Consider the following 17,291-nt stretch of genomic DNA (forward strand, 5'->3'; position numbering starts at 1 on the left):
AACGTCCCCTTTGGAGCAGGCATGGCCTGGAACACCCCCGGCAGTAGCAACACCCCTTCAGGCCCCGATGGCCGCCGCCCCCAGCGTCCCCGCAAGCCGGGCGGCACGCTCGACACCCTCTTCGATTCGTTGCGTGGGCTCTTTGGCGGCGACGGCGGCAGTTCCTCGGTCTGGCGCTGGGTCGCGATCGTCTTTGGCCTGTGGCTGGTCTTCAGCACATTCGTCCTGGTGACCGAGCAGGAGCGCGGCGTCGTCCTGCGCTTCGGCAGCTACGCGCGCATCCTCCAGCCTGGCCCGCACTTCAAGGCGCCGTGGCCGATCGAAACCGTGGAAAAGGTCAACGCCACGCAGAGCAACGCGTACAGCGAAAACGTTCCCGTGTTCACCCGCGACGGCAACATGGTGAACGTGGAAATCAACGTCCAGTACCGCATCGGCGATCCGCTGCTGTACAAGTTCGGCACGCGCGACGCCGATGAAACGCTGAAGGAAGCCGCGCAGAGCGCCGTGCGCGAACAGGTCGGCCGTTCCGATCTCGACACGGTTCTCAACGCCCGTGGCGAATTGACCGTTGCGGTGCGCGACCACCTGCAGAAGGCGCTGCAGGCGTATCGCACCGGCCTGGTGCTGACCGAACTCAACCTGCCCAACGCGCGCCCGCCCGACGACGTGAAAGACGCGTTCGACGAGGTGCAGCGCGCACGCGCGGAAAAGAACACCGCCATCAACGAAGCGCAGGCGTACGCGAAGCGCATCGTGCCGGAAGCCCGCGGTGAAGCCGCGCGCACGCGCACGGTCGCCGAAGGTTACAAGACCTCGAGCATCGCTCGCGCGACCGGCGACGCCACGCGCTTCTCGCTGCTCGTCGACCAGTACAAGGCTGCGCCTGACGTCACGCGCAAGCGCCTGTGGCTGGAAACCGTGCAGGGCGTGCTCGCCGACAATCGCACGATCGTCGGCGGCGATTCACGCCAGCTGATCTACGTGCCGATGGGAGACAAGCACGGCACCCAAGGCCCGTCGAACCCCCCGCTGCTGACGCCTGACGTCCTCTCGCCAGCCGTAAGCGCCGACTCCAATGACCCCGCGCGTCCCTCGCGCACCCCGCGCCCGACCCGCGAGGAGGACCGCCGATGAGATTTTCCCTCTGGATCGCCATTGCCGTCAGCGTGCTGCTGGCCTTCCTTGGTTCGGTATTCGTCGTGCGCGAAGGCCATAGCGCGATTGTTTTCCGTCTCGGCACGATCGTGCGTACCGACGTCGGCCCGGGCCTGCACTTCAAGGTTCCGCTGGTCGAAAGCGCGCGCGTTTTCGACCGGCGCCTCCTGGTGCTGCCGGCCGAGTCCGAGCGTTACCTCACCCAGGACAAGCAGGACGTCAGCGTCGACTTCTTCGCGCTGGGCCAGATCGAGAACCTGCAGGCCTTTTTCCGCGCCACCGGTGGCAGCGAGGACGTCGCGGTGCAGCGCGTAGCGCCGATCATCCGCGATTCGCTGCGCAACGAGATCAATGCGCGCACGCTGCAGGAAGTCGTTTCCGGTGATCGCACCACGGTGATCGGCAGGCAGCTGAAGGCGATCAACCAGGGCGCTCAGACCTTGGGCATCAAGATCGTCGACATCCGCATCAAGCGCATCGAACTGCCGCAGGACAGCAACGTGGTGGGCTCGGTCTACGACCAGATGCGTTCGCAGCGCAAGCAGGTCGCCAGCCAGCTGCGCGCCGAAGGCGTCGAACAGGCGCAGACGATCCGCGCGCAGGCCGACCGCGAACGCGCGGTCATCCTTGCCGAAGCCGAACGCGATGCGCAGAAGCTTCGCGGTGAAGGCGATGCCGAAGCCACGCGCCTGTACGCGCAGGCGGCCAACAAGGATCCGTCGTTCTACGCGTTCCAGCGCAGCCTCGAGGCGTATCGCGCGTCGTTCTCCGACGGGCAGAGCGTGATCGTGCTGGACCGCGACGATCCGTTCCTCCAGTACATGAAATCGGATCGCTGAGCCGGCGGACAGACCCTGGAACCATGACCCTGGAACTGATGTCGGCGCTGTGCCTGGTCGCCGTGATCGAGGGGCTATTCCTCTTCGTCGCGCCCCGCCGCTGGCGGCAGGCGGTCGAGCAGCTGCACCAGCTGCCGGACATCGGCCTGCGGCTCCTCGGCGGGATCTTCATCGCCATCGGCCTGGTCTCGCTGTTCCTGATCAGGCGGTTCTAGCCCGGCGGCTGCCGTCAATGTGCAACAGCGATGAAGCAGGGGCGCGGAAAGGGTAGCCCCACCCCCCGGAAACCCGGATAATGCGCAAAAGCCGGATGGGGTCCTCCCCTCCGGCTTTTTCCGTGTCGCGCGGTCGGAAATTTCAGCCGGCAACCGCAGCGCGCAGCGATCCCGCCGAGCGGGACCTCAAGTTCAGGAGCTAGAAATGGGTCAGTCAGTCGTGGTGTTGGGCGCCCAGTGGGGCGACGAAGGCAAGGGCAAGATCGTCGACCTGCTGACGCAGGACATCGGCGCCGTCGTGCGCTTCCAGGGCGGCCACAACGCCGGCCACACCCTCGTCATCGGCGGCAAGAAGACCGTCCTGCATCTGATTCCCTCGGGCATCCTGCGCGACGACGCGCTGTGCCTGATCGGCAACGGTGTCGTGCTGCATCCCGGCGCGCTGCAGAAAGAAATCGGCGAGCTCGAGGCCAACGGCGTCGAAGTCCGCTCGCGCCTGAAGATCAGCCCCGCCACGCCGATCATCATGCCGTACCACATCGCGCTGGATCAGGCGCGCGAAAAGGCCGCCGGCAAGGGCGCGATCGGCACCACCGGCCGCGGCATCGGTCCTGCGTACGAAGACAAGGTCGCGCGCCGCGGTATCCGTGTCGCCGACCTGCGCTATCCAGCCGAACTGGCCGAAAAGTTGCGCGCGACGATGGACTACCACAACTTCGTGCTGACCAAGTATCTCGGCGTGGAAGCCGTCGATTTCCAGAAGACGCTCGACGACGCGCTCGCCTTCGGCGAATACATCGAACCGATGAAGTCCGACGTCGCTGGCATCCTTCACGACCTGCGCAAGCAGGGCAAGCGCGTGCTGTTCGAAGGCGCGCAGGGCTCGTTGCTCGACATCGACCACGGCACGTATCCGTACGTCACTTCCTCGAACACCACGGTGGGTGGCGCGTACGCAGGCACCGGCGTCGGCGCCGATGCGATCGATTATGTGCTCGGCATTGCGAAGGCGTATGCCACGCGCGTCGGTGGCGGCCCGTTCCCGACCGAACTGAATGACGAGATCGGCCAACGCATCCGCGACCTCGGCCAGGAATACGGCGCGACCACGGGCCGCCCGCGCCGCTGCGGCTGGATCGACATCGTCGCGCTCAAGCGCGCGGTCGCGATCAACGGCATCACCGGCCTGTGCATCACCAAGCTCGACATCCTCGACGGCATGAAGACTCTCAAGGTCTGCATCGCGTACGAGTACCACGGCAAGCGCAGCGAATACGCCCCACTCGACGCCGCGGGCTGGGAAGAATGCACGCCCGTCTACCTCGAATTCCCGGGTTGGGAAGAATCCACCGCTGGAATCACGGAGTGGGACAAACTCCCGCCGGCCGCACGTGCCTACCTGCGCGCGCTGGAAGAGCTCTCGGGTTGCCAGCTGGCCATCGTGTCTACTGGCCCGGATCGTGATGCGAATATTGTGCTCAGGGATCCTTGGGCTTGATTGCAGAACGCCGCTGAAGGCCGGAAGGCCGCAAAAGCCCCGCATTGCGGGGCTTTTTATGTCAGAACTGTCTGACAGACACCGTTATCGCAGCGTGGCAGGATGGGCCTAGGAATGTCCGTGATTACAAGGAGAGCGTTAAATGCACTATGGCTGGAAGCTTGGTCTTGTGGTGGCGATGGTCAGTTTGAATGCTACGTCCTGTCAGGCGGGTGATTCCAAGAGAATTCAAAGCCTGGCGACAACGACGACGAATCATGCTTCGTTTCGTGATCTCGCCCAGAAAGTTGGCGTGCAATGCCGAGACAGCGATAAAGGCGAAGGTTGTGTAGCGCAGGATGATGAAGACCCAAACGCGGCAGACTATTTCGACGTCGAATTGCATCCCGACTGCGATGAGAGTGGTTTGTATGGCGGAGTGGTTGCAGCCGAAGGCGCTGACCTCGCGAACAGACTTCCGCCCAAGGACACAAAAATCAGTGCAACCCTGTCCAAGGGACAGTTCGTTTGCATTCGCGCGATAGCCAGGATTGGACAATCTATTTCCCGTTACTACGTGACCGCAGTGCCCGTTTCTGCAGTTGTTGTGGGATGCAGGAATAACGCCTTGTGCCGCGTATACGGCGACAGGAGTATTCGATTCGCCGCCCAGCCGGTCGCTCCTTGTCGCCTGGACTCCTCCGTGCTGAGCGGGGACTGTGCATCCGGATGGACGAGCGAAGAGAATTTGGAGGAGTTTTCTCTCGGCCTGCACGGAGAAGACGGCGAGTAGGAACTCCTAAAAAACTGACATGGAGGTCAAAATGAGCGACGAAAAGATCAGGAAGCTTGTGCGTTCGGAAGGAACGAGCAGAACGCTGGAGATGGAGGATGGAAGTACTGTCCAGCGTGAGGGCGGTAGTGTTTCATGGAGGAACAACAATCCTGGAAATCTAAAGTTTGCTTATGCGGGTAGTGCGGACAGGTCAGATCATGCAGTTCGTACAAGGGAGCAGGCATTAGCGGATGCGCGGAAGCGCTACCAGGGTGTAATCGGACTTGATCAGTGGGGCAATGCTGTCTTTGAGAGCTACGAAGCGGGGCGTGCCGCAAAGATTCAATTACTAGAGCGTAAATACGGCGAGAGGACCGTTGAAGAGCTGCTTCGCAGCTATTCAACGCCCGACTACTCCGGACAGACCAATCACCGAGCACAAGCCGATTACATCTTTCGTGAAGGAGATCGGCGGGGCTTCGATCTTCGTTCCAAGACGATTGGCGCTATGAACGCGAGTGAGCTCGCAGCAGTAGCCGATGGGATCAAAGGCTTCGAAGGATGGCGCGTTGGCGAGACACGCGTTCAGCATGCTACGACGCAGCCTGGCGTTCGAGCTGAGGTGCAGATCACGGGCAACTCCAGCGTTGCCATCTATTCCGAAGCCTACCTACATTTCTTTGCGGAAGGCCGAAGCTATGAGTACGGACGTCCTGATTTACCCAAGCCGGGACGGGACGCTAGTCGGCTTGAGAGTGACATGGACGGTGATGGCCGCTTAGGCGTTGATTGCTCCGCATTCGTATGGCGAGGCCTGAAGGACGCGGGGTTTGACATACCTGGGGAGAGCGCAGCCGGCTTTACGACACAAACCCTATTCAACGGGTCAACCACCACTGCTTATGCAAGACAGCACTTCGATGCCGTGCCGGCCGCTGAGGCACGCAAGCCGGGAGGTGGTCTAAAACAAGGCGACATTCTCATGTTCGCCAGCAGTGGTGGGCAGCACGTGGGCATATTCAAGGGTTATGACGCCGATGGGAACATACAGTTCATCGGGTCCCAAGGCAGTACCGGTCCCAAGCAAGTCACCATCCAGCCCGGCGGGTATTGGGATGGCGCAACCACTCACATCGTTGGCGCGCTGCGCGCAAAACCCGAGTTTCAGGTCCGCGCGCCACTACATGGGGATAACACGCAAGTAACCTCTCGAGCAAACGCCACATTGCCGCCGTCGGCTTTGCGTGTAAATGAAGCAATTCTGGACCAAGGCGATAAGGGCCAATCTGTAAGCCACCTCCAACAACAACTTCGCCACCTGGGTTATACGGACTCAAAAGGCCACGCGCTGAAAATCGACGGCGATTTCGGCTGCAACACAAATTACGCTGTGCGTGCCTTCCAGCATTCCCACGGCCTGCATGTTGATGGAGTCGTCGGAAAGGACACACGCGAGGCGCTGGGAAAAGCCGAGCGCATGCCGTTGTTGTCCGAAAAGAACCACCCGAGCTATCCGCTATTTCACCAGACCCTGCAAGAGCTCCGGCGACTGCCGGAAGGGACGTTCCGAAATGCGGAAGAATTGAACAACACCGCCGCGACTCTGACGCAGAAGGCCAAGGAGAGCGGGTTCTCTCGCGTCGACCACGTGCTCATTAACACTCGTGGCGACGGCGTAATAGCCGTGCAAGGAAGTCTCCAGGACCCAGCAAGAAATCTCGCAGTGGTTGACAAGGCTCAGGCCGCGAGCCAATCGATCGAGCAGAGTACTCTCCGGTTGGCTGAGCATTCGGGGAATCTCCAGCAGCAGAATGCGCAGAACGCGCAGATGCAACACACGGAGCATCGGGCTGGGTTGAGTATCGGAATGCGGCCTTAGGTTTGCCGCAAAGACATGGGCCAAGCGGGCTTTGGCGGAGTCTTGAGTCGTTGCTGCCGATCACGCAAGCACCAACTCGGCGGATACGCGCCAAGTCTTGTTAAGCCGAACGCGACGCCAAAGCGCTTTCAATAAAATCCAATACTTCTGAAATCGCGACACCGAAGGACCCCGCAGTCCCAGCCTCAAATTCGCTCTTCCACTGCGCATAGCCCTCCAGGTAGGCGGAATCGGGTTCCTGCAGGCGGACGAACTCCGCTTCGCTGCGTTCGAATGTCTGGCGAATGACGGGAATGTGGGGCAGGGCGGTAACGAAGCCGCCTGGAGCAGCGGGGCTCCTGATCTGCACGCCGGTGATGGAGACGTGGTAGATCTCGCCACCCAACGGGTGCTGGTCGACGCGGTTGATCAGCACGAGAGGAGCTTCGGCCGGGTTGCGGCCTTTGCAGCGCCAGAGTTGGCCAGCGGCGAATTCGGGTGAGAGGGGCTGGGCAGTCATGCAGGCAGGATAGAGGGTGAGGCAAACATGATGCCTACGGCCGTCGCCATGCACCGTGCCGATTCGGGCAATTTCGTGGCTCCTGGAAGAGGCGACGCTCCGTTGGCGATCGCATCGACATTCTGACGCGCGCAGTTTGCGCTGCAGCGCACGATTCAATGAGCGAGCGTCGCGCAGCTCCCCATTGAAACATCCTGCGAAACGCAGGCGCTGAACTGCGGCAGGCCGACCACTTCCCGCGACTCCCCCGTCTTCATGGTGAAGCGGTCGATCGGCTTCTCGATGCAAGGAGCATGAGTCGATGCGCACTTGGCCGGAAGCAGCGTGTAGTGGCATTCACCACTCACGCTGGCGAAGCATTCGAAGCGCGCGACGCCGGCCTTGATGCGGGTCTTGGCATGGAGCAGGTCGACGCCGTTGCTGATGGAGTGCGTGATCATCGTAGTGCCGCCGCTCTCGCATCCGAAGAGGGCGAGCAGAAAATAGACGGCAGCGAACAAGTTGCGCATGGCTGTCACCTTGCAATGACGCGGCGTTGCCGCGAAGACGGACGGAATCAATCGACGGACGCGCAGTCGCGCGTCGACGTCACATATGCCGGAACAAGTGCATGAAGGGCTGGCTGACTGTCAGCGTCTCCGCTCGATCCTTCAGCCGCACGATGCCACGGCCGGTGTCATCGCGAATGATCGAAGCGATCGCTTTCAGGTTGACGATCGTGGAGCGGTGGATCTGCTTGAACGTGCCCGGATCCAGCACTGCCAGCAGTTCGCGGATCGGTGTGCGCAGGAGCGCTTCGCCCTCGCGGGTCATGACGGTCGTGTATTTGTTGTCCGCGCGGAAATAGGCGACGTCGTCGACCAGGATCAGCCGCGTTTCGCGCCCGGCGCTGGCGGTAAGCCAGGTCAGCGGTGGGCGCGAAGGAGTGCCCGGCAATGTGGCGAGCCGCGCCAGTACTTCGCTCAGTGCCGCAGCGTCGGTTGCGCCAGAGGCGGCACGCAGTTTCAGGCGCTGCACCGTCGCCGCGAGGCGTTCGGCAGCGATCGGCTTGAGCAGGTAGTCGATCGCGCCGCGATCGAATGCATCGATCGCATACTGGTCATAAGCCGTAACGAAGACGATCTGCGTACCCGGGCTCGCCTGCGTTGTCGCAGCTGCCACTTCGAGTCCCGTCAGACCCGGCATGCGGATATCGAGGAACGCTACATCCGGCTGGTGTTCGTCGATTGCTTCCAGTGCGCTGGCGCCGTCTTCGCATTCGGCGACGACATGCAGTTGCGGCCATGCCTGCTGCAGCTGTTCCAGCAACGCGCTGCGCAACAGCGCTTCGTCTTCCGCGATGACAGCGGTGACCCTGGCTTTAGGCATTGTCGGCGTCCTCCGCAACTGCCACCGAAGCCGCAGCGGCAGGTACGCTCGCCTGCGGTGTTCCCGGCACGTTGATCGTCGCCGCGACGCCAGAAGGGAAGTTGGCCACGACCGCGAGGGACGCCTTGCCGCCGAACACCAGCTGCAAGCGCTCGCGCACATTCTTCAGGCCGATACCGGTACCGGTGTTCTGTGAGTTGAAGCCTTCGCCATCGTCGGCCACCGTGATCGAGACCACATCGTCGGACTGGCGTGCACGGATCCACACGGTGCCGCCTGTGGTACGCGGTTCAAGCCCGTGTTTGATCGCATTTTCGACCAGCGTCTGCAGCATCATCGGAGGCAACTTCGTACCGCGCAGGTTTTCGGGAATATCGATCTGCACGGACAGACGCTGCCCCATGCGGATCTTGAGGATTTCGAGGTAGGCGAGGGCGCGTTCGAGTTCGTCGCCGAGAGTCGCCAGTTCGTCCTGCGTACGCGGTAACGAATGGCGCAGGTACTGGATCAGGTGGCCCAGCATCTCGTCGGCCCGCGACGGGTCGGTACGGGTGAGGTACTGCGCACTCGCCAGCGTGTTGTAGAGGAAGTGCGGCTCGACCTGCGCATGCAGCAGGTTGAGGCGAGCGACCGTCAGCTCCTTCTCGGTCGCGGTCTGCGCAGCCATCGCACGTTCGTTGCGCCGGCGTTCGGCGACACGGCGGGCAATCGCGCGGGTGATCGCGTTCGCATTCTCGAGGTTGGTACCGTCGTCGACGCGAAACCAGTCGCTCCACGCGCCCGCTTCAGGCTCGCAGATCAGCGCCACGCTGCCGGTTCCGTTCGTCGGCGTGACCGTGGCGAGGATCTGGTTGCGCGTGTTGCCGAACCAGTGCATCGGATGCAGGCGTCCCAGTGGCTGGTCGCCGTATGTCGCAGGCCGTTCCACCTTCGCGCGCACCTGCAGGCTGTCGCGCGCGCTTTCGACTTGCTGCGCGCGCGGCAACTCACGGATTGCTGCATCGAGAAGGTCAAAGGCTTCGCCGGCTTCGAACGGAATTTCGATTTGGCGGCGCTGGCGGTTGCCGAGCGCTTCGCTTTCCGAACCCGCTATCAGGCGAACCCGGCGCAGATGGGAAACCGCACTGGTAATCACCAGCCCCAGCGTCGTGAAAGTGAGCAACACGACCGGCAATTCGAAATTGCCGATGAAGGGAATGCCCGACCAAAGCGCCGCGATCAGCAGGCATGCGAGCCCCCAGGCGATGACGATGCGGGCGACGAAGAAGAAGGTTCGGATCACGTTGGCTTGTCCGGGACGTCGTGGTTGCGGCGAAGAATAGCGGCGGGAAGACCGGCGAAAAGCGGCGTGCGACGGAACCCGCGGAGCCGGGGATGAAAGCCGCCGCCGCCACGATGAACTGAGCCAGGCCGGCGCCGGAAGCATGCCGAAGCAGCGCTTTCGCGCGAGCGTGCGCCAAAAGGCAAGGCACGTCATCCGATCCATGACTTCTGGCGGTAGCCCGTGGCCGGCCAGCCTTCACCATCGGGCCTTTGGCTCACACCCGGCATGCGCGCACCGGCTTATGGTCGCGCTGCCCCACCATGAGGGATCCGCATGCGTCGTACCCTGGTCACCGCAGTCGCGCTGGCGCTTGCCAGCACCGGTTCCGCATTCGCCATGCCGGCACGTGCGGACGCTTCCCCGGTTTCCGCACCGGAAGTAAGGAACGCCACCACGCAGCTGCCGCGCACCGTGCGCCCGGCGCATTACGACATCACCGTCGTACCGCATGCGGATTCGCTGACCTTCAATGGCCATGTCGCCATCGCAGTGGACGTGCTGGAACCCACGACGTCGATCACGCTCAACGCGGTCGACATGGTCTTCAGCAACCCCACGTTGATGGGATCGCGCGGCAAGCCGCTCGCACCGAAGGTGTCGGTCGACGCCGATGCGCAGACCGCCACCTTCATGTTCGACAAGCCGCTGGCGGCCGGCCGCTACACGCTGACAACGGACTACACCGGAAAGATCGGCACGCAGGCCAATGGCCTGTTCGCGATCGACTACGACACCAGGCAGGGCAAGCAGCGCGCGCTGTACACGCAGTTCGAAAACTCCGATGCGCGCAAGTTCGTTCCCTCCTGGGACGAACCGAACTACAAGGCCACCTTCTCGCTGACCGCGATGGTACCTGCGAACCAGCTCGCCGTCAGCAACATGCCCGCGGGCGAGACCAGGGACCTGGGCAACGGCAACAAACAGGTCACCTTCGCGAAATCGCCGCGGATGTCGACCTACCTGCTCTTTTTCGCGCTCGGCGATTTCGAGCGCGCAACAACCAGGCTGGGTGACACCGAAGTCGGGGTCGTGACGCAATCCGGACTGATCGACCAGGCGAAGTTCGCCCTCGATTCCTCCGCCGACGTGCTGCGCGAATACAACGACTACTTCGGTACCCCGTATCCGCTGCCGAAGCTCGACAACGTCGCCTCGCCCGGCAGCAGCCAGTTCTTCGGCGCGATGGAGAATTGGGGTGCCATCTTCACCTTCGAGCACACGTTGCTGCTCGATCCGACGATTTCCACCCAATCCGACAAGCAGCGCGTGTATTCCGTCGCCGCGCACGAGATCGCGCACCAGTGGTTCGGTGATCTCGTGACCATGAGCTGGTGGGACGACCTGTGGCTCAACGAAGGGTTTGCAACCTGGATGGCCGGCCGTACCACGGCGAAGCTGCATCCCGAATGGAACACGAAGTTGAACACCGTCGAAGGCCGTGAAAGCGCGATGTCGCGTGACGCCGTCGCCTCGACGCACCCTGTCGTCCAGCACGTGGAGACCGTGGAGCAGGCGAGCCAGGCCTTCGACGCGATCACCTACCAGAAGGGCGGGGCGGTGATCCGCATGCTTGAAGGGTTCGTCGGCGAAGAGGCGTGGCGCGAAGGCGTGCGTAAATACATGAAGGCGCACGCATACGGCAACACCGTGTCGGATGATCTCTGGCGCGAAGTCGAAACCGCCGCGGGCAAACCCATCCTCGACATTGCGCACGATTTCACCCTGCAACCGGGCGTGCCGCTTATCCGCGTGGATTCGGCGACGTGCGCGAACGGGAAGACCACGGTCAAGCTCACGCAGGACGAATTCACCAAGGACCGTGCCGGCAAGCAGCCGCTGCACTGGCGCGTGCCGGTGATTGCACAGGCCGGTGGCGAACCGGTGCGTGCCGTGGTCGAAGGCACCGCGACGCTCGATCTGCCCGGGTGCGGCCCGGTGATCGTCAACGCAGGCCAGAGCGGCTACTACCGCTCGCTGTATGCGCAGCCGCAGTTCGCTGCGATCCGCGACGGTTTCGCGAAACTCGCGCCCATCGACCAGCTCGGGCTGATGGGCGACGCGTGGGCATTGGGCCTGTCGGGACTGCGGCCGGTGACGGATTACCTCGAACTCGCCACGGCCACGCCGATCGATGCCGATCCGAAGGTCTGGGGCAACATCGCGCAGACGCTCGAAGGGCTCGACGAGTACTACCGTGGCGATGCGGCACGCCGAGCGAAATTCCGCGCCTTCGCGGTCCGCACGCTATCGCCGGTGTTCGAACGCGTTGGTTGGGAAGCGAAGGCAGGAGAGGCCGATCCGATTGCAATCCTGCGTACGCAGTTGATCGGTACGCTCGGTGCGCTCGGCGATGCCGACGTGGTGAACGAATCGCGGCGCCGTTATGAAGCGAACGCCATGCCAGCCCCGCTGCGCAAGACCATCCTCGGCGTCGTTGCGACGCATGCGGACGCCGCGACCTGGGATCGCCTGCATGCAGCGGGGAAGGCGGAAACCACGCCGCTGGTGAAGGATCAGTACTACTCGCTGCTGTCGTCCGCGGAAGATCCGGCATTGGCGCAACGTGCGCTGGAACTGGCATTGACGCCGGAGCCGGGCGAGACCAACAGCGCGAAGATGATTTCGACGGTGGCGGGCCGCCATCCCGAGCTTGCATTCGACTTCGCCGCCGCGCATCGCGAACAGGTGAACGGCAAGGTCGACACGACTTCGCTCAGCCGCTACTACCCGGGACTTGCCAGCAGTTCGCTCGACGCGGCGACGATCGGCAAGCTCAGGACGTTCGCGGAGAAATACATCGCCAGCAGTTCGCGTCGTGCGACCGATACGGCCGTGGCCAATATCGAGTACAGGATGAAGGTGCGAGCGGAACGCCTTCCGGATATCGATGCATGGCTTCGGAAGCACAACGGTTAAAAGCCGGCGCGCAGGACCACTGCCGCTGACGAATGAAATAATGGCCCCGGAGAACGGGGCCAGTTTCGTAAACGCGAATGTCCATACGGCGATGTTTCCTTCGGGCGAGATCCGCGGACATATCACGCGTTACGTGCCGTAGCGCATGAGGGAACCCGTTAACGCGCGCTAGCCGCTCGTTGCGCGAGCATGGCGCCTGTATCCAGGAACAGGCGCCATGGCGAAGCAAGCCACACCGAAATCGTCCGACCCGCGCGGCCGCCATGGCGCCATGCGACTGCCCGGCCTATCGGTCGACAGCTACAACCTCGCGATCCGAGAGCCCGATGGTGAAGGATTCGTCGGCGACCGCGCCAGCCAGACCGCTTTCCGGGCACTGCTGGACCATGGCCGCAAGCGCAGGCGCACCTGCAAGGATCCCTTCGGCAGGAAGGCGAGCATCGAGATCAACAAGAAGACGATCGATCTCGTCATGGTCGGCGGCGATCCGGATGCCGCGCACCTCGTGCACGTCGCCGTCGAGGAATACGCGCAACGACTCGCCGGCGTGGTGCGCTGTTTTCTCGCGCAGCCCGAATGGGAGGGCGTGGAGGGCATCGTGCTCGGAGGGGGACTTCCCGAAAGCAAGTTCGGTGGACTCGCGATCCGGCGCGCGACGCGGGAGCTGAAGGAAGCGCGCGTCGGCGTGGATCTCCAGGTGTTGCACCACGATCCCGACGAGGGCGGCCTGCTCGGCTGGGTGCACCTGTTGCCGGAAGATGTTCGCGCGCACCACGACGCTTTCCTCGCAGTCGATGTGGGCGGCACCAATCTGCGCTGCGGCATCGTCGAACATCGACTAAGGCAGAAGAAGGATGGTTCGAAAGCGCGCCTGCTCGAACACATGCAATGGCGGCACGCCGACGACGATCCCGATCGCGGCGAAGCGATCGCGCGGCTTGCCGGCATGCTCAATGGACTTGCTGCGCAGGCACGCACGCTCGATATCCGGCTTGCGCCCTTCGCAGGCATTGCATGCCCCGGGCAGATCAAGGCCGATGGCAGCATCCGGCAGGGCGCGCAGAACCTTCCGGGGGATTGGGAGTATCCGTTCAATCTGCCACGCGAGTTGCGCAAGCGGCTGGACCGCGTCGATGGGCGAAGGGTGGCGGTCGTGCTGCACAACGACGCGGTGGTACAGGGGCTGAGTGCGCGCAACCTGATGCGCAAGGCAAAACGCTGGGGCGTGCTGACGATCGGTACCGGGCTTGGGAATGCGAGCTACACCAATACGTGAAGAGGATTGATGTCAGGTCTTCGCAGGGCTGCACGCTTTTCCACGAACGATCGGCATCGGACTTCAGCCACCATGCCGGCTGATCAGCGCGCAGCGACGCCTGTTTCCAGGTGTGCCTTGAGCTGGCGCCGGAAGGGATGTTGCGGCGCATAGCGAGCGGCGAAGATCGTTTCGGCCGCACGCCATTCGCGCGTGGCAGCATCGCGGTCGCCCTGCGCGGCGAATGCTTCGCCGCGCAGCATCCGCGCTTCGGTCAGCCAGCGGTGGGTGGCAGGGAAGCGATTCTGCGGTAATGCCGCGATCGACTCGATGCTATCCAGGTGCCGGTGGGCGCCGGCGGGATCGCGCCGCAGGAGCGCCAGCCGGGCCAATGACAGTTCGGACTTGATCCGCACAGGATCGCTGGCAAGGGGACGTCGAGCGAGCATCGCATCGACGCTCGCGTCGTCGGATGCAGGACAAGCTGCGTCGGGTGCATGGGCGCAGGCCAGGGCGAGACGCGCCAGCACTCCGGCGCGGAAGGCAGGCCACTGCATTCCGGTACCGCTTTGCTCGATCCGGAGCAGACCATCGCGCATGCCGGCGTAGTTCCCTTCGACACCCTCGAGATCACTGAGGGGGGAATACAACATATCGAGGGAAACCCGGGCTGTTTCGCCGGGAATGGCTTGCAATGCAGAGCGCATGCGCGAGATTTCCGCGCGCGCAGCGTCCAGCCGGCCTTGGGCGATTAGCAGGGCAACCCGATAGCGGCCCGTGACCTGATGCATCCGGCTGCCTTCGCCCCACATTCTTGCAGCCATTGAAACTGCGGCATTGCAATGTTTCTCTGCCGCTTCCATATCGTCCTCGATCAGCTTCCGGTTGCACACGTCGATCAACAAATCGACGCGATCGGGACTGCCATCCGGATCGATTCGTTCGAAGAGATCAAGAACCGTTGAGTAGTCGCGGTCGGCACTGCGCCATCCGCGGAGCTGGCTTTCGAGCGCTGCCACGAGCCTGAGATGATTTGCCGCCTGCCGCGTTTCCGGGCCTTCGTACCTGAGGCTGTGCCGGTAGGCCTGTTCAAACAAGGCCAGCGCACGCGGCAGATGTCCCAGGCTGTCCTCTGCCATCCCCAGATTGGCGTATCCCTGCGCGATATCCGGGTGATGTGGCCCCAGCGCCAGCTCACGGTGCCGCTGGGCTTGCGCATACAACGCTGCCGCCTTCTGCGGACGGCCGGACATGAGTTCGATGGAACCGAGATCGTCGAGCACCTTGGCAAGCGGAATGCCCCCGACTCCAAGCGCACGCATCTGGGAATGCGCGGCTTTCATATCAGCGATGCCGGCGACGCTGTCGAGCCGCGTTTGTCCTCGCAATGCCAGCGCCCTGATCGTCAGCAGGTTCCTGTCTCCGAACCTTTCCAGGCTGAAAGCGTGTGCACGCTGGGCTAGCGCCTGAGAAGTCGGTATATCGCCCATGCGGCCGTAGGTATCGGCAAACATCATCAACAGTTCGGCATAGACCGCCGGATCGTGCCGGCGCCGGCTTTCGAGATCACGCACTCCGCGAGCCAGCACTTCGTCCAGTTTGGGGATGCGGATGGCGGGCACACCCGATCGCAAAGGCGCAAGCATGTCCTCGACGAATGCCTGGACCGCCTGTGCACGCGCAGCCTGTGCGCGTGCCTCGCGAGCCTGCTGCAGGCTGATCGTGGTAGCGACGACCAATGTCGCCGCGATCACCACGCTCGCGGCCACCACGGTCCTGTTGCGATGGATGAAACACGCCGCCCGATATCGCCAGTCACCGCGCCGTGCCGTCACGGGACGCCCGCTGCGCAACGCGGCCAGATCCTCGGCCAGAGCCTGTGCCGTGCCGTAGCGCTGCGCCGGTTCGCTGCGCATGGCCTTGCGCGCGATCATGCCCATCTCGCCGGCGAGCAGGCGCTCGAGCGCACGCCGGGAAGAGTCACGTGCATCCGCGGCGTCGCGCGTGATCGTCACGTTGCGCAGCGGATCCGAATTCGTTGCCTGTGCGCCTGCGGGCTTCTGCCCGCTCAGCAGCTCCATCAGGATCACACCGAGCGCGTAGACGTCGGTCGCCGTCGTGGTACGGCCTGCGTATTGCTCCGGCGCCGCGTAACCCGGCGTGAGCCGGCGCAGTTCGGTGCGTGTTCCCTCCGGCCGGTCGGTATCGGGCTCGAGCAACCTGGCGATGCCGAAGTCGAGCAGCTTCACGTTGCCGTCGTTGTCGACGTGGATGTTCGACGGCTTGAGGTCGCGATGGATGACCAGGTGCTGGTGCGCGTGCTGCACCGCTGCGCAGATGTCGGTGAACAGGGCGAGACGCGCGTTGATGCCGAGCCGGCGCGAATCGCACCACGCCACCAGGGCCTGGCCTTCGACATATTCCATCGCGAACCACGGCACGCCATCAGGTGCGATTCCGGCGTCGAGCAGATGCGCGATGTTGGGATGTTCGAGGCGCGCAAGCACGCGGTGCTCGTGCTCGAAACGCCGCCGCTCGACGGGATCGTAGACATTCAGGCGCAGGCGCTTGAGCGCGACGCGTTGCACGGTTTCGCCGAGCATGCGTTCGGCAAGGAACACGCTCGCCATGCCGCCTTCGCCGATCAGCTCGATCACGCGGTAGCCGGGAATCTGCGGAAGCTCGGCCGCATGCGCACTCAGCCATTCATGTGCGGCTGCCGCGCGTGCTTCGAGGTCGGCCGCATGCACCGAATCGGCGGCCAGCAGCGACAGCACCATCGCGCGCAGTTCGGCATCTTCGCAATGCTCGTCCAGCCAGCTGCGGCGAAGTTCTTCGGGCTGCTCGAAGAGTTCATCGAGCAGCGCGTCGATGTCGGCCCAGCGGGCGACGACGCCGTTGTTCATAGCGCGGCTTCCAGCCATTGCCCCAGCAGGGCGCGCGCCTTGAGCCAGTCGCGCGCGACGGTGCGCTCGTTCAATCCCAATTGCGCCGCGATCTCGTTGTTGGAAAGCCCCGCGACCAGTCGCAATTCCACGACCTGCGCGAGCCGCCCGCTGAGCGATGCGAGCCGGGCAAGCGCCTGGTCGAGGGCGACCAGTTCGAGTGAATCCTCGTCCTGTTGCATGAGCAGTTCCGGCTCGGCCTGGCGCTTGTCCGCGAAGCGCTGTCGAACGCGGTCGATGAGGATGTTCCGCATCGCCTTCGCGGCATACGCGAAGTAATGCCGGCGGCTTTCGAAGCTGACCTGCTGGCGGTGCGCCATCGCCAGCCACGCTTCATGCACCAGGGCGGTGGTGTTGAGGGTGTCATGGCGCTCGCCGCGCAGGCGTGAGCGTGCGATCTGCCGGAGGTCGGCATAAATGCTGTCGAGCAGGCGCGCGGCCGCCTCTCCGTCGCCGGCTCCGGAGCGCCTGAGCAACTCGGTGATTTCGTCGGCGACCAGGTCCATGCGGCCCTCGTGGGCACGGTAGCGCTGTATTGGCGTGAACGGTCTGGAGTGCGGATTCCGGCCACTGTGCGGAACGGTTCGCGGAAGGCGCGTAGCTGCAACTGCAGCTGCGGATCGGAGTCAGGGCCGCGGCGT

14 protein-coding genes are annotated in these 17,291 nt (G+C 63.5%); 8 read left to right on the plus strand and 6 right to left on the minus strand.

From position 1 onward, the window contains the following. Positions 1-21: 21 nt before the first annotated feature. From hflK to ASD14_RS03850, 6 genes are all read left to right on the plus strand, one after another. Positions 22-1,137: an FtsH protease activity modulator HflK gene (hflK, locus tag ASD14_RS03830; protein ID WP_056129266.1), complete on the plus strand. Its 1,116-nt coding sequence runs from the start codon at positions 22-24 to the stop codon at positions 1,135-1,137. Further along, on the plus strand, positions 1,134-1,997 hold the full coding sequence (gene hflC, locus ASD14_RS03835) for a protease modulator HflC (RefSeq protein ID WP_056129268.1): 864 nt from the start codon (positions 1,134-1,136) through the stop codon (positions 1,995-1,997). The genes hflK and hflC overlap by 4 nt, the downstream gene beginning before the upstream one ends. 23 nt (positions 1,998-2,020) lie before the next feature. Continuing rightward, positions 2,021-2,212: a DUF2065 family protein gene (locus ASD14_RS03840; RefSeq protein WP_056129270.1), complete on the plus strand. Its 192-nt coding sequence runs from the start codon at positions 2,021-2,023 to the stop codon at positions 2,210-2,212. A 205-nt stretch (positions 2,213-2,417) separates the two neighbouring features. Beyond that, positions 2,418-3,710: an adenylosuccinate synthase gene (locus ASD14_RS03845; RefSeq protein WP_056129273.1), complete on the plus strand. Its 1,293-nt coding sequence runs from the start codon at positions 2,418-2,420 to the stop codon at positions 3,708-3,710. A 142-nt stretch (positions 3,711-3,852) separates the two neighbouring features. After that, complete coding sequence (locus ASD14_RS15915; protein WP_157475059.1) at positions 3,853-4,482, plus strand: hypothetical protein; 630 nt, start codon at positions 3,853-3,855, stop codon at positions 4,480-4,482. A 31-nt stretch (positions 4,483-4,513) separates the two neighbouring features. Continuing rightward, positions 4,514-6,343, plus strand: coding sequence for an XVIPCD domain-containing protein (locus tag ASD14_RS03850; protein WP_082538848.1), 1,830 nt, complete (start codon positions 4,514-4,516; stop codon positions 6,341-6,343). Positions 6,344-6,443: 100 nt separating this feature from the next. Here ASD14_RS03850 and ASD14_RS03855 read toward each other — a convergent pair whose 3' ends face one another. The 4 genes from ASD14_RS03855 to ASD14_RS03870 form a co-directional block, all read right to left on the minus strand. Further along, the gene (locus tag ASD14_RS03855; RefSeq protein WP_056129278.1) at positions 6,444-6,842 is read right to left on the minus strand and encodes a hypothetical protein; all 399 of its coding nucleotides are present in this window, start codon (positions 6,840-6,842) and stop codon (positions 6,444-6,446) included. 155 nt (positions 6,843-6,997) lie between these two features. Beyond that, entirely contained in the window at positions 6,998-7,351 is a 354-nt protein-coding gene (locus ASD14_RS03860; RefSeq protein WP_056129279.1) for a hypothetical protein, read from the minus strand. A gap of 79 nt (positions 7,352-7,430) precedes the next feature. Then, positions 7,431-8,210, minus strand: coding sequence for a LytTR family DNA-binding domain-containing protein (locus ASD14_RS03865; RefSeq protein WP_056129283.1), 780 nt, complete (start codon positions 8,208-8,210; stop codon positions 7,431-7,433). After that, complete coding sequence (locus ASD14_RS03870; RefSeq protein WP_056129285.1) at positions 8,203-9,492, minus strand: histidine kinase; 1,290 nt, start codon at positions 9,490-9,492, stop codon at positions 8,203-8,205. The genes ASD14_RS03865 and ASD14_RS03870 overlap by 8 nt, the downstream gene beginning before the upstream one ends. Positions 9,493-9,807: 315 nt before the next feature. Here ASD14_RS03870 and ASD14_RS03875 point away from each other — a divergent pair, with 315 nt between their 5' ends. Together ASD14_RS03875 and ASD14_RS03880 are read left to right on the plus strand one after the other, a co-directional pair. Beyond that, entirely contained in the window at positions 9,808-12,450 is a 2,643-nt protein-coding gene (locus ASD14_RS03875; protein ID WP_056129288.1) for a M1 family metallopeptidase, read from the plus strand. Positions 12,451-12,667: 217 nt separating this feature from the next. Further along, on the plus strand, positions 12,668-13,726 hold the full coding sequence (locus tag ASD14_RS03880; protein ID WP_056129290.1) for an ROK family protein: 1,059 nt from the start codon (positions 12,668-12,670) through the stop codon (positions 13,724-13,726). A gap of 83 nt (positions 13,727-13,809) precedes the next feature. On the opposite strand, the gene ASD14_RS03885 is transcribed toward ASD14_RS03880, so the two are convergent. Further along, on the minus strand, positions 13,810-16,611 hold the full coding sequence (locus tag ASD14_RS03885; protein WP_056129293.1) for a serine/threonine-protein kinase: 2,802 nt from the start codon (positions 16,609-16,611) through the stop codon (positions 13,810-13,812). Further along, the gene (locus ASD14_RS03890) at positions 16,608-17,156 is read right to left on the minus strand and encodes an ECF-type sigma factor (RefSeq protein ID WP_056129295.1); all 549 of its coding nucleotides are present in this window, start codon (positions 17,154-17,156) and stop codon (positions 16,608-16,610) included. The genes ASD14_RS03885 and ASD14_RS03890 overlap by 4 nt, the downstream gene beginning before the upstream one ends. Positions 17,157-17,291 lie beyond the last annotated feature (135 nt).

It is taken from the genome of Lysobacter sp. Root494 (assembly GCF_001427225.1).
GTDB lineage: Bacteria > Pseudomonadota > Gammaproteobacteria > Xanthomonadales > Xanthomonadaceae > Agrilutibacter.